The 11,567-nt window shown below is 66.8% G+C and carries 12 protein-coding genes and 3 tRNA genes; 12 read left to right on the forward strand and 3 right to left on the reverse strand.

From position 1 onward, the window contains the following. Window positions 1–12: 12 nt before the first annotated feature. Window positions 13–1,152: a type VI secretion system protein gene (locus WKW77_RS28505; protein ID WP_340360266.1), complete on the reverse strand. Its 1,140-nt coding sequence runs from the start codon at window positions 1,150–1,152 to the stop codon at window positions 13–15. A gap of 10 nt (window positions 1,153–1,162) precedes the next feature. Then, window positions 1,163–2,488 (reverse strand): DotU family type IV/VI secretion system protein, encoded by a 1,326-nt coding sequence (locus tag WKW77_RS28510; RefSeq protein WP_340360267.1) that lies wholly within the window; start codon window positions 2,486–2,488, stop codon window positions 1,163–1,165. Window positions 2,489–2,725: 237 nt separating this feature from the next. Between WKW77_RS28510 and WKW77_RS28515 the strand changes: the two genes are divergently transcribed. Both WKW77_RS28515 and WKW77_RS28520 read left to right on the forward strand, forming a co-directional pair. Next, entirely contained in the window at window positions 2,726–3,400 is a 675-nt protein-coding gene (locus WKW77_RS28515; protein ID WP_340360268.1) for a LuxR C-terminal-related transcriptional regulator, read from the forward strand. A 136-nt stretch (window positions 3,401–3,536) separates the two neighbouring features. Then, the gene (locus tag WKW77_RS28520) at window positions 3,537–4,214 is read left to right on the forward strand and encodes a phosphoglycolate phosphatase (protein ID WP_340360269.1); all 678 of its coding nucleotides are present in this window, start codon (window positions 3,537–3,539) and stop codon (window positions 4,212–4,214) included. Between the two features lie 8 nt (window positions 4,215–4,222). Here WKW77_RS28520 and WKW77_RS28525 read toward each other — a convergent pair whose 3' ends face one another. Beyond that, window positions 4,223–4,813 carry a chalcone isomerase family protein gene (locus WKW77_RS28525; RefSeq protein ID WP_340360270.1) on the reverse strand — a complete coding sequence of 197 codons (591 nt, stop codon included), beginning with the start codon at window positions 4,811–4,813 and terminating at the stop codon, window positions 4,223–4,225. Between the two features lie 277 nt (window positions 4,814–5,090). Here WKW77_RS28525 and trpE point away from each other — a divergent pair, with 277 nt between their 5' ends. From trpE to WKW77_RS28575, 10 genes are all read left to right on the forward strand, one after another. Further along, window positions 5,091–6,593, forward strand: coding sequence for an anthranilate synthase component I (trpE, locus tag WKW77_RS28530; RefSeq protein WP_340360271.1), 1,503 nt, complete (start codon window positions 5,091–5,093; stop codon window positions 6,591–6,593). A gap of 26 nt (window positions 6,594–6,619) precedes the next feature. Then, window positions 6,620–7,204: an aminodeoxychorismate/anthranilate synthase component II gene (locus WKW77_RS28535; RefSeq protein WP_340360272.1), complete on the forward strand. Its 585-nt coding sequence runs from the start codon at window positions 6,620–6,622 to the stop codon at window positions 7,202–7,204. Window positions 7,205–7,211: 7 nt separating this feature from the next. Then, window positions 7,212–8,267: a low-specificity L-threonine aldolase gene (gene ltaE / locus WKW77_RS28540; RefSeq protein WP_340360273.1), complete on the forward strand. Its 1,056-nt coding sequence runs from the start codon at window positions 7,212–7,214 to the stop codon at window positions 8,265–8,267. Between the two features lie 52 nt (window positions 8,268–8,319). Beyond that, on the forward strand, window positions 8,320–9,348 hold the full coding sequence (gene trpD / locus WKW77_RS28545; protein WP_340360274.1) for an anthranilate phosphoribosyltransferase: 1,029 nt from the start codon (window positions 8,320–8,322) through the stop codon (window positions 9,346–9,348). A gap of 15 nt (window positions 9,349–9,363) precedes the next feature. Then, on the forward strand, window positions 9,364–10,164 hold the full coding sequence (gene trpC / locus WKW77_RS28550) for an indole-3-glycerol phosphate synthase TrpC (protein WP_340360275.1): 801 nt from the start codon (window positions 9,364–9,366) through the stop codon (window positions 10,162–10,164). After that, window positions 10,161–10,859 carry a uracil-DNA glycosylase gene (locus WKW77_RS28555; protein WP_340360276.1) on the forward strand — a complete coding sequence of 233 codons (699 nt, stop codon included), beginning with the start codon at window positions 10,161–10,163 and terminating at the stop codon, window positions 10,857–10,859. Before trpC ends, WKW77_RS28555 begins: the two co-directional genes overlap by 4 nt. A gap of 142 nt (window positions 10,860–11,001) precedes the next feature. Continuing rightward, a tRNA-Tyr gene (locus WKW77_RS28560) sits at window positions 11,002–11,087 on the forward strand. A 111-nt stretch (window positions 11,088–11,198) separates the two neighbouring features. Beyond that, a tRNA-Gly gene (locus tag WKW77_RS28565) sits at window positions 11,199–11,272 on the forward strand. Between the two features lie 38 nt (window positions 11,273–11,310). Next, a tRNA-Thr gene (locus WKW77_RS28570) sits at window positions 11,311–11,385 on the forward strand. A 74-nt stretch (window positions 11,386–11,459) separates the two neighbouring features. Further along, window positions 11,460–11,567 (forward strand): GTP-binding protein (locus WKW77_RS28575; RefSeq protein WP_295178652.1); only part of this gene is annotated, 108 nt, incomplete at its 3' end.

Raw genomic sequence — 11,567 nt, forward strand, 5'->3', positions numbered from 1 at the left:
CGGCCGCGGCCCTCACAGCCGCGTCGAGTCGAAGTCGCCGTCGTTCGCCGCTCCCGGGCGCCGCGAATGCGCCAGCGGCTGGTCGGACGGGAGAAAGCGCGCGAACAGATCTTGCGCGAAAGCGCCCGCGCTGCCGTTGCACGGCGTGGCGGTGAGATAGAGACCGCGCCAGCGCGGCGACCTGGGCCCGGTGCCGTAGCCGAAGAGCACATCGGCCGTCGAGTGCAGTCCCGGTTGCAGCGACCGCAACTGCTCGACGAAGGCATGGATCGCCTGCCTCTGCGCGGGACTGCGCTCGGCCAGGAACAGCGCCATTCGAAGCGCGTGCATGCGCTGCATGATTTCGGCGTAGAGGCCGTCCAACTGCTTGTCCGCGGGCACGCGCGGGGCGGCGCCATTGTGCAGCCGGTGCCCGAGTGCCTGCCCGAGCGCCTCCACCGGCAGCGCCGCGCGCAGCGCATCGAAGCCATCGAGCCGCTCCAGGCCGGTCACGACCAGGTAGACCGGCAACTGGATCCGCAAATGCTCCGCCGCGTCGTGGACCAGCGCGCGCAGGCGGCGGGCGAGTCCGTCCCGCACGCGGGCCGGTTCGAGCAGCGTCGATGCGCTCACGCACACCACGATGCCGTTGAGCGGAAGGCGTCTGCGGCGCTCGGCCAGATCCAGCAGCGACCGATACCAGAGGCTGCGCTCGCGCGCGTCCGGCGGGTCGCCCAGCACCGAAGGGTGCATCTCGATCGCGATGATCGAAGGCAGCCGATGCCAGCACCAGAACGGGCGAGTGGCGACTTGCACGGTGTCCTGCGTCGTTGGGCTGCCGGCCGCGAGCGCGAGCAGCTCCGCCACGTTCGCCGATGCGTCGCCGACGAAGAGGAACCACGGCGTCGTGTAGAGCGTGCCTCGCCGTGTTCCGGTCGAGCCCGGTGACAGCGGCGGGACCTGCTGCGCGAGCGATTGCCGGATCGCCGCGTCCTCCGCCGGGGCAAGGGCTGCGGCACCGCCCGGCGTGACCGCGACGATCCGTGCGCGCAGCGAGCGGCGGCGCGCCGCCCGGCCCGAGCCGAACAACACCCACCACAGACTCAGGAGCGCCAGCAGGCACACGGCCAATAGCGTCCAGAACTGCATGGGGATCGGGGGCAACTGGCTCATCGGCGCCATCTCAGCGTGGGACGGTTTCGAGGAAGAGGGTGTCGGCGATCACCCGCACGCCGAACTCGCCGGCCGCCAGCGATTCGCGCAGCCGCTGCAGGTAGGCGGAGGCCAGCTCGAAGGGCGGGCGTTCCGTGGCCTCGCGGAACGGCACCGGTGAGGACAACGCGGCCAGCAGCACCGTGCCGAAGGGCGGCGCGACCAGCCAGCTCGAAGGGATGTCCCGGCCGAGCTCGACGCTTTCTCCCGCCCGCACGCGGGCCTGGCCGAGCCCGGCCTTCAGGTGCATCACCGCGCCGTCGGCGGTGTAGTAGTCGACCCAGAGATAGCCGTCGTAGTTGGGGCCCGTGACGCGGAACAGCACCGGATCGCCTTCGCGCAGCTGGCCCTTGTGCGCGCTCGCTGCCTCGACCTTCAGGCCATGGCCCAGTTCGCGGTTGCGTCCCTGGTAGGGCTTGAGGATCTCGACCACCTCGCAATGCGGCCAGATGCGCAGGCGCAGGTCGAAGCTGGCCTCGGTCACGCCGGGCAATTCGCGCACCTCGCGCTGGACCCGCATCACGTCCTCCGCGGTCGGCACGTAGCCGCTGACGCGGATGCCTCCCTTTGGCGTCTGTGTCGCGAAAAGATCGGCGCAGGCATAGGTCTGGACCTGCTGCTCCACGCGCTGGACCAGCGTGAGCGGCGCTTCCCGCGAGTGGGTCAGCAGATGGGTGGCGAGGTAGGCCAGCGGCACCACCACCGCCAGCGCCGCGACGGCGCGCAGCATGGCGCGCTTGCGGCCCTGCGGGTCCCGCGGGCCGGGCGGATCGGGCACGCCGTAGGGCTGCGGCGTGATGCGGTCCTCGGCGAGCGTGTCGAGCGACGCAGGTCGGATGGCGAGCTGCTGACCGTGCAGGTCCTTGAGCTTGCCGAGCTCGCCGTCATCGCCGATCTCGAAGTAGTACTGCCCCTTGAAGCCCAGCGCCAGCGCATGCCAGTAGACCTCGCGGACCTCCTGCTCGTCGGCCGGCAGCGCCGAGAGGTGATGGAAGAACTCGGTCTGGGCGTTGCTCGAATTGAAGAGCCGCATCTGCAGCGGCGCGACCGCGGCTTCGCAGTCGGGATGGCGCGAGAGCACTTCGTCGATCCACGCGACCATCGCGAAGAGGGCCGACTCGATCTGCTCGGTGGACTTGCCAAGGCGCTGCGCGCACGCACGGGCTTCGTCGAGCAACGCCAGGGCCCGGCGCTGCGCCTCCTCGCAGGAGCCGCCGACCCGGCGGCCCGCGATCGAGGCATCCAGGGCCAGCCCGAAGGAAAGCAGGGCCGAAAAGCAGTCGAGCAGGCGCGCCATGGCGGCTCACGGCTGGATGTTGCCGACGACGGGGAAAGCGCTGCGACCGCGCCTGCATCGATGGCACATGCCCGTGTCCCCTGTCGTTTCTGGATGTGAAACGATTCTTCCATGCGGGCCCGCCCGCGCCATACCGCTTGGGTGCTATGTCGTTCGGAAAGCGATTCCGCCTTGCTGCGCGCGGGTTTCATCGGTATCTTCAGCGTGCTGAGTTCATCACTGACGCTGGGGTACGCCATGAAAATCCTGATCGCCGACGACCACCGGCTCGTCATCGAAGCGGTCAAGGCCAAACTGTCGGAGATCGAAGCCGACATCGAATTCGTGTTGGCGATGAGCGTCGACGAATTGCTCGCCGGTGCATCCGACGACATCGACCTGGCCATGATCGACCTGAACATGCCGGGCGCCGAAGGCCAGGCCCACATCGACGAGATCCGACGCCGGCATCCGGCGGTGCCGGTCATCGTGCTGTCGGGCTATGAAGACCCGGCCGTCATGCGCAGCGCGCTGGAGCGCGGGGTGCTCGGCTTCATTCCCAAGGCCTACTCGCCCGAAGTCATGCTGTCCGCCGTGCGGCTGGTGCTGGCGGGCGGCGTCTACGTGCCGCCGATGATGCTGTCGTCGGTGCCGCCCGGCGTCATTGCCGGAATACCCGGCGCGGATGCGGCCCAGCGCGCCGGCGCACCGGGCGGAGCCCAGACGCTCGAACACCTGCGCAACGTGCTGACGGAGCGGCAGGTCGAGGTGCTGCAACTGCTGTCGCAAGGCAAGCCGAACAAGCTGATCGGGCGCGCGCTCGGCATCAGCGAGGGCACGGTCAAGATTCATCTTGCGGCGATCTTCCGCGCGCTCAATGTGCGCAACCGGACCGAGGCGGTGGTGGCTGCCCAGTCATTGACCGAGGCTTGACCTCCAGCCTCGCCCACCGCCCGAGGCTCACCCCCAGGCTCGCGCACTGCGTGTCGCTCTCCACCCCCTTCCAGGGGGCAATCGCGGTGGCCCGGCTAAGCCGGTTCCACGGGATTCCTGGTCTTATGCTCTCTGAATGTCTTTGGAACTTTCAAATTTCGACGCGGCGATCGTGGATCTGGACGGCACGCTGGTGGACACCATCGGCGACTTCGTCGTCTCGCTCAACCGCATGCTCGACGAACTCGCGCTGCCGAACATCGACGGGCCGACGGTGGAGCGGATGGTCGGCAAGGGGTCTGAGCACCTGATCCATTCCGTGCTGCACCATGTGCGCGGCACCGCGGAGGAAGGCGATGCATGGTTCGAGCGCGCCTGGCCGCGCTATCAGCACCACTACCTGGCCATCAACGGGCAGCACGCGGACGTCTACGACGGCGTGGTCGAAGGCCTCTCAGCGCTGCGGGCGCGGGGACTGCGCCTCGCCTGCCTGACCAACAAGCCCACCGCCTTCGCGCGGCCGCTGCTGGCCACCAAGGGGCTCGACGCATTCTTCGAGGTGATGTTCGGCGGCGACGCCTTCGAGCGGAAGAAGCCCGACCCGCTGCCGTTGCTCAAGGCCTGCGAAGCGCTGGCGACGTCGCCAGCGCGCACGCTGATGGTCGGCGACTCCAGCAACGACGCGAAGGCCGCGCGCGCAGCGGGCTGCCCGGTCGTGCTCGTGAGCTATGGCTACAACCACGGCGAGCCCGTCCGGGGCGTGGACGCGGACGGCTTCGTCGATTCGCTGGCCGAACTGGCACACCTGCGCTGACGGAAGGGTCAGCCCTTCCCGAGCAAGGCGTCCTTGAGCTTCCAGTCCGCGGGACTCGGGCCGAGCCAGATGCGCACGAGCGCGTTGAAGAAGGCCTGCTCCTTGATCGGCTCGCCTTGCGGCACGCCCTTCACCGAAATGACGGTGCCAGTGCCGGGCATCCAGTCGATGGTGAAGTTCTCGCCGGTCCTGAGCTGCTTCTGCTCGGAAAAGATGCCGCTCATGCGGAGCAACCCGGGGATCAGTTGCGACATCTCGTTCTTGGGCGAGTTGTCTTCCACGCCGCGCGTGAAGAGCTTGCCGAGTTCGTTCGCGTCGATGTCGCGCAGCATGGTGATGGACACGCGCTTGGCGCCCGGCGCCGCCAGCACCTCTTCAGGGGTGGCTGCCTTCCTGCCCAGGTAGAGCCCCGCGGCGTAAACCTTGAACACGGCCTTGTACCGAACCCCTGCTCCATTGAGCTGCAGTTTGCTGCCTTGGACGTCGATGGCGTCGTCGAGCTTCACGCCGGACACGTCGACCTGCGCAGCGAGGGCGGCGAACGAGGCGAGGGCGAAGGCGGTCAGTGCGACGGCGCGGCGGAGGGTGGACTTGCGCATTGATAAAGCTCCCGTGACATGCAGATTAATAAACTCAATGTATCTTTTTGTATACCCGTTGTCCCTCGGCTAAACTCCCGATTCCATGTTCATTCATCACGTCATCCAGACAGGTCAAGGCAGCCGGGGAGCCTGGCCTTGGCGTTGGCCATCGACGTTGCTTGCTTGATTGCACGGCGCACGCCGTGCGCCCGCGGCCCTCTTTCCTGAGCGGCCAACCTGGATGAACCGCCAGCAGCGACCGAGGAGCGTCCGCTGGCAGACGGAGACCCCACCCGTGATCACCGAACTCGAATTCAAAAGCCTCAGCGCGCAGGGCTACAACCGCATTCCGCTGATGGTCGAGGCCTTTGCCGACCTCGAGACACCTCTTTCCCTCTATCTCAAGCTCGCCTATACCAAGGACAGCGGTCGCAACAGCTTCCTGCTCGAGTCGGTCGTGGGCGGCGAACGCTTCGGGCGCTACAGCTTCATCGGGCTGCCGGCGCGCACTTTCCTCCGGGCCTCGGGCTTCGGCGCGGAGGCCGTGACCGAGGTCGTCACGGACGGCAAAGTCGTGGAAAAAGTCTCAGGCAATCCGCTCGACTTCGTTGCGGCTTACCAACAGCGCTTCAAGGTCGCCCTGCGGCCGGGGCTGCCGCGGTTCTGCGGCGGACTGGCCGGCTACTTCGGCTACGACGCGGTCCGCCACATCGAGAAGAAGCTCGAGAAGACCTGCCCGCCCGATGCCCTGGGCTGCCCCGACATCCTTCTGCTGCAGTGCGAGGAACTGGCGGTTATCGACAACCTGTCGGGCAAGCTCTACCTGATCGTCTATGCGGATCCGGCCCAGCCCGAGGCCTACGCCAACGCCAAACGCCGGTTGCGCGAGCTGCGCGAGCAGCTCAAGTACTCGGTGAGCGCGCCGCAGGTGCGGCCGAGCCAGGCGCACCCGCCGCAGCGCAGCTTCGCCAAGCCCGACTACCTCGCCGCCGTCGAGCGCGCGAAGGAGCTGATCGCCGCCGGCGACTTCATGCAGGTGCAGGTCGGCCAGCGCATCAGCAAGCGCTACACCGAGTCGCCGCTGTCGCTCTATCGCGCGCTGCGGTCGCTGAACCCGTCGCCGTACATGTACTACTACGACTTGGGCGATTTCCATGTGGTCGGCGCTTCGCCCGAGATCCTCGTGCGGCAGGAGCACACCGGCGAAGGCGAGCAGAAGATCACCATCCGGCCGCTCGCGGGCACCCGTCCGCGCGGCGCGTCGCCCGAGCTCGACAAGGCCGCCGAGACCGAGCTCCTCAACGACCCCAAGGAGCGCGCCGAGCACGTGATGCTGATCGACCTCGCCCGCAACGACATCGGCCGCATCGCCAAGATCGGCACGGTGAAGGTGACCGAGGCCTTCGCCATCGAGCGCTACAGCCACGTGATGCACATCGTGAGCAACGTCGAAGGCACCTTGAAAGACGGCATGACCGCCATCGACGTGCTCAAGGCCACCTTCCCGGCCGGCACGCTGACCGGCGCGCCCAAGGTGCACGCGATGGAGCTCATCGACCAGCTCGAGCCGACCAAGCGCGGCATCTACGGCGGCGCCTGCGGCTACATCAGCTATGCCGGCGACATGGACGTGGCGATCGCGATCCGCACCGGCATCGTCAAGGACCAGATGCTGCACGTGCAGGCGGCGGCCGGCGTGGTCGCCGATTCGGTGCCCGAACTCGAATGGAAAGAGACCGAAGCCAAGGCGCGCGCACTGCTGCGTGCGGCGGAACTCGTCGAGGAGGGTCTGGAATGAAGGGCGTATCGAATCGGAGTCAGGCCATGAAGCTCTTGATGATCGACAACTACGACAGCTTCACCTACAACCTGGTGCAGTACTTCGGCGAACTCGGCGCCGATGTCGAGGTGTTTCGCAATGACGAGATCACGCTGGACGAACTGCGGGAGCGCATCGCCGGCGGTGTCGGACGGCTGGTGATCTCCCCGGGGCCGTGTTCGCCGGCGGAAGCGGGCGTGTCGGTCGCCGCCATCCGCGAATTCGCCGGGCGCCTGCCGATCCTCGGCGTGTGCCTCGGCCACCAGTCGATCGGCGCGGCCTTCGGCGGCAAGGTCGTCCGGGCGCAGGAGCTGATGCACGGCAAGACCAGCCAGATCACGACCACGCGCGAAGGCGTGTTCGCCGGCCTGCCCGAAAAGTTCAGCGTGAATCGCTACCACTCGCTGGCCATCGAGCGCGCCAGCTGCCCGGCCGAACTGGCGATCACCGCATGGACGGACGATGGCGAGATCATGGGCGTGCGGCACACCGGGTTCGCGCATGACGTGCGCATCGAGGGCGTTCAGTTCCACCCGGAATCCATCCTGACCGAGCACGGCCATGCCATGCTGAAGAATTTCCTGGAGTGAGCGCGACATGAACGCTTCATCGAACGTGATCGACCTGCGCAGCGATACCGTGACCCGCCCGACCGCCGCCATGCGAGACGCGATGATGGCCGCGGATGTCGGCGACGACGTGTTCGGCGACGACCCCAGCGTGAACGCGCTGCAGGAACAGATCGCCGGCATGCTGGGGTTCGAGGCGGCGCTGTTCGTGCCCACGGGCACGCAGAGCAATCTGTGCGCGATCCTCGCGCATTGCCAGCGGGGCGACGAATACATCGTCGGCCAGCAGGCGCATTGCTATCGCTGGGAAGGCGGCGGCGCGGCGGTGTTCGGCAGCGTGCAGCCGCAGCCGCTGAACCATCAGCCCGACGGCACCCTCGCGTTGGAGGACATCGAGGCGGCGATCAAGCCTGATGATGCGCACTTCGCGCGGACGCGCCTGCTCGCGCTCGAGAACACCCTCGGCGGCAAGCTGCTTCCCTTTGCCTATGTGCAGAAGGCGACCGAGCTCGCCCGGCGAAAGGGGCTCGCCCGCCATCTCGACGGGGCCCGGCTTTTCAATGCCGCCACGGCGCAGGCCGCCGGGACCGACGCCGACGTGCGTTCGGAGGCACGTCGCATCGCCGAGTGCTTCGACAGCGTGTCGGTCTGCTTCAGCAAAGGCCTCGGCGCGCCCGTGGGATCGGCCTTGTGCGGCTCGAGCGAACTCATCGCCCGCGCGCATCGCATCCGCAAGATGGCCGGCGGCGGCATGCGGCAGGCCGGCGTGCTGGCGGCGGCCGCATCGCATGCGCTCGCGCATCACATCGACCGGCTTGCGCAGGACCACGAACTCGCGCGCCGGCTGGCGGACGGCCTGGCCGGCATTCCCCAGTTGCGTGTCGAGGCGCCTCAGACCAATCTGCTGTTCGTCGATCTGGAAGGCGAAGCGCGTCACCGCTCGCCCGAGCTGCTGGCGCATCTGAAGCAGAACGGCGTGCTGGCCACCGGGCTCTACCGGCTGCGCTTCGCAACGCATCTCGACGTCGATGCGAATGGCATCGACCGCGCCATCGGCGCCATCCGGAGCTTCTTCCGTGCCTGAACGGACTTCCTCCCGCAACGACCCGATCCACCGAACCGAGCGAGACATCCCCATGCCCATCACCCCCCAGGAAGCGCTGCAACGCACCATCGAGCACCGCGAGGTCTTCCACGACGAGATGCTTCACATCGTGCGGCTCATCATGAGCGGCGAATGCTCGCCGGTGATGATGGCCGCGCTGATCACCGGCCTGCGCGTGAAGAAGGAAACCATCGGCGAGATCACCGCGGCCGCGCAGGTGATGCGCGAGGTCTCGACCAAGGTGCCGGTGGCCGACACCACGCGCCTCGTCGACATCGTCGGCACCGGCGGCGACGGCTCGCACACCTTCAACATCTCGACCTGCTCGATGTTCGTCGCCGCGGCGGCCGGCGCCAAGGTCAGCAAGCATGGCGGCCGCAGCGTGAGCAGCAAGTCGGGCAGCGCGGATGTGCTCGAGTCGCTGGGCGTGAACATCAACCTGAAGCCCGAGCAGATCGCCAGGTGCATTGCCGATGTGGGCATCGGCTTCATGTTCGCGCCGAATCACCATCCGGCGATGAAGAACGTCGCGCCGGTGCGCAAGGAACTCGGCATCAAGACCATCTTCAACATCCTGGGACCCCTCACCAATCCGGCGGGTGCGCCCAACATCCTGATGGGCGTGTTCCATCCGGACCTCGTGGGCATCCAGGTGCGTGCGCTGCAAAGGCTGGGCGCCGAGCATGCGATCGTGGTCTACGGCCGCGACGGAATGGACGAAATCTCGCTCGGCGCGGCCACCATGGTGGGCGAACTCAAGGGCGGCGAAGTGCGCGAGTACGAGCTTCATCCGGAAGACTTCGGCTTCGCGATGTCGAGCAACCGTACGCTGCGTGTCGAGACACCGGATCAGTCGCGCGAGATGCTGCTCGGGGTGCTCGACAACAAGCCCGGCCCTGCGCGCGACATCGTCCTGCTGAACGCGGGCGCCGCGCTGTATGCGGCCGGTGTGTCGGACTCGATCGCGGCCGGCATCGAGAAATCGCGCGCCGCGCTCGAGTCCGGCGCGGCGAAGGCCAAGCTCGCAGAACTCGTCGCGGCCACGGCCGCCGCGGCTTGAGGGAGGGCAGGCGACATGTCGGACATCCTCGAGAAGATCGTCGCGGTCAAGCGCGAAGAAGTTGCGGCGGCCAGGAAGCGGACGTCGCTCGAAGCCATCCGATTCGATGCGGAAAGTCGCGTCCTCACACGCGATTTCGTCGGTGCATTGCGCTCGAAAATTGCCGCCGGCGCAGCCGCTGTCATCGCCGAGGTCAAGAAGGCGAGCCCCAGCAAGGGCGTGCTTCGCGCGGACTTCGTTCCTGCGGACATTGCACAAAGCTACGCCGCGGGTGACGGCAAGGTCAGCGCGGCCTGCCTGTCGGTGCTGACCGATCGCCAGTTCTTCCAGGGCGGCATCGACTATCTGAAGCAGGCCCGCGCGTCGTGCGACCTGCCGGTGCTGCGCAAGGATTTCATCATCGATGCCTACCAGGTCTACGAGGCCCGCTCGATCGGCGCCGACGCGATCCTGCTCATCGCAGCATGCCTCGACGACGGGCAGATGCGCGACTACGAGGCGATCGCGGCCGGTTTGGGCATGGCGGTCCTGGTCGAGGTGCACGACGGCGCCGAACTCGATCGGGCATTGAAGCTCCGGACGCCCCTGATCGGCGTCAACAACCGCAATCTGCGCACCTTCGAAGTCTCGATCGAGACGACGATCGATCTGCTCGCGCAAGTGCCGGAAGGGCGCTTGCTCGTGACCGAGTCGGGCATCTCGTCGCGAGCCGATGTCGCGAAACTGCGGGCGGCGGGTGTCCACTCGTTCCTGGTCGGCGAGGCCTTCATGCGCGCCGACGAGCCGGGCGAGGCGCTCGCGGAGATGTTCCGTTGAGCGCGGGTCAGTTGGCCAGCAGCAACCCCGCCGACTGGCCCGTGGCGCCCGGCTGGCAGCCGCTGGTCGATGAATTCTTTGCGGGTGCGGTGGGGCAGAGGCTGTTGGTGTTCCTGCAGGAACGCCTCGATGCCGGCGCCGTGATCTTCCCGCCGCGTCCGTTACGGGCGCTGGAACTGACGCCTCCCGAAGCGGTTCGCGTCGTGATCCTGGGGCAGGATCCCTATCACGGACGAGGCCAGGCGGAAGGCCTGGCCTTTTCGGTGGCGCCCGGCGTGGCGCTGCCGCCATCCTTGCGCAACATCTTCAAGGAGCTTCAACGGGACCTTGGTGCGCCGCCGCCGGCTTTCCCGGATCCCGGCGGCAGCCTCGTCAAGTGGGCGAGGAGCGGCGTGCTGCTGCTCAACACCTGCCTCACGGTCGAGGAGGGGCAGCCAGCCAGCCACTCGGGACGGGGCTGGGAAGTGCTGACGGACGCGGTGATCCGCCACGTCGCGAATCTCGGCCAGCCGAGTGTCTTCATGCTCTGGGGCTCCCATGCGCAGAGCAAGCGGTCGTTGATCGATACAAGTCGTCACAAGGTGTTGATGGCCAACCATCCCTCGCCTCTATCCGCGTTGCGGCCGCCGGTGCCCTTCATCGGCTGCGGCCACTTCGGCGAGGCGCGGGCGTGGCGCGAAGCCCAGCGTTCGTAAGGCTGTAAGTGATTGATTTCATGCGAGAATCGAGGGCTCGAAGCGAAACGCCGGTGCAGTGAGGCGCAGGCGACGCGGTGGTACGAGTCACCAAACTGTCATCGACGCAGCTTGGCGTTCGTGCTATATTTCGAGGTTCGCCGGAGAGGTGGCCGAGTGGTTAATGGCAGCAGACTGTAAATCTGCCCTCTTACGAGTACGCTGGTTCGAATCCAGCCCTCTCCACCAGCGAAAATGGATTTTTGCAGAGCGCTTGAATGTGATGTGCGGAGCTGAAGCGAAGGCGAAGGCTCTGCCCGCGAAGTGGTGTGATCCGGTCTAGAGGGATCGCGTCGCAATGCGGGAGTAGTTCAATGGTAGAACCCTAGCCTTCCAAGCTAATGACGCGGGTTCGATTCCCGTCTCCCGCTCCAAAGGGTCCGTTCGCGCTGTGTAGTTTGTTTTGAATATCGCCCATTTGGCTCAGTGGTAGAGCACTCCCTTGGTAAGGGAGAGGTCGCGGGTCCGATTCCCGCAATGGGCACCAGTTTTGGGGTTGCAGTCCGGTGGCTGCAACCCCATGTCAGTGTGTTGATCTAGTTATTTTTCGGAGTCGAGAAAATGGCAAAAGGAAAATTCACCCGCACGAAGCCGCACGTGAACGTGGGCACGATTGGTCACGTTGACCACGGCAAGACGACTCTGACGGCGGCGATCGCGACCGTGCTG

Source organism: Variovorax ureilyticus, assembly GCF_037889935.1.
GTDB classification, from domain to species: domain Bacteria; phylum Pseudomonadota; class Gammaproteobacteria; order Burkholderiales; family Burkholderiaceae_C; genus Variovorax; species Variovorax ureilyticus.

Bases quoted from the DNA above. Each gene is read 5' to 3' on its own strand.
- WKW77_RS28505 (WP_340360266.1), bottom strand. From the start codon at position 1,152: ATGAGCCAGTTGCCCCCGATCCCCATGCAGTTCTGGACGCTATTGGCC.
- WKW77_RS28510 (WP_340360267.1), bottom strand. From the start codon at position 2,488: ATGGCGCGCCTGCTCGACTGCTTTTCGGCCCTGCTTTCCTTCGGGCTG.
- WKW77_RS28515 (WP_340360268.1), top strand. From the start codon at position 2,726: ATGAAAATCCTGATCGCCGACGACCACCGGCTCGTCATCGAAGCGGTC.
- WKW77_RS28520 (WP_340360269.1), top strand. From the start codon at position 3,537: ATGTCTTTGGAACTTTCAAATTTCGACGCGGCGATCGTGGATCTGGAC.
- WKW77_RS28525 (WP_340360270.1), bottom strand. From the start codon at position 4,813: ATGCGCAAGTCCACCCTCCGCCGCGCCGTCGCACTGACCGCCTTCGCC.
- WKW77_RS28535 (WP_340360272.1), top strand. From the start codon at position 6,620: ATGAAGCTCTTGATGATCGACAACTACGACAGCTTCACCTACAACCTG.
- ltaE (WP_340360273.1), top strand. From the start codon at position 7,212: ATGAACGCTTCATCGAACGTGATCGACCTGCGCAGCGATACCGTGACC.
- trpD (WP_340360274.1), top strand. From the start codon at position 8,320: ATGCCCATCACCCCCCAGGAAGCGCTGCAACGCACCATCGAGCACCGC.
- trpC (WP_340360275.1), top strand. From the start codon at position 9,364: ATGTCGGACATCCTCGAGAAGATCGTCGCGGTCAAGCGCGAAGAAGTT.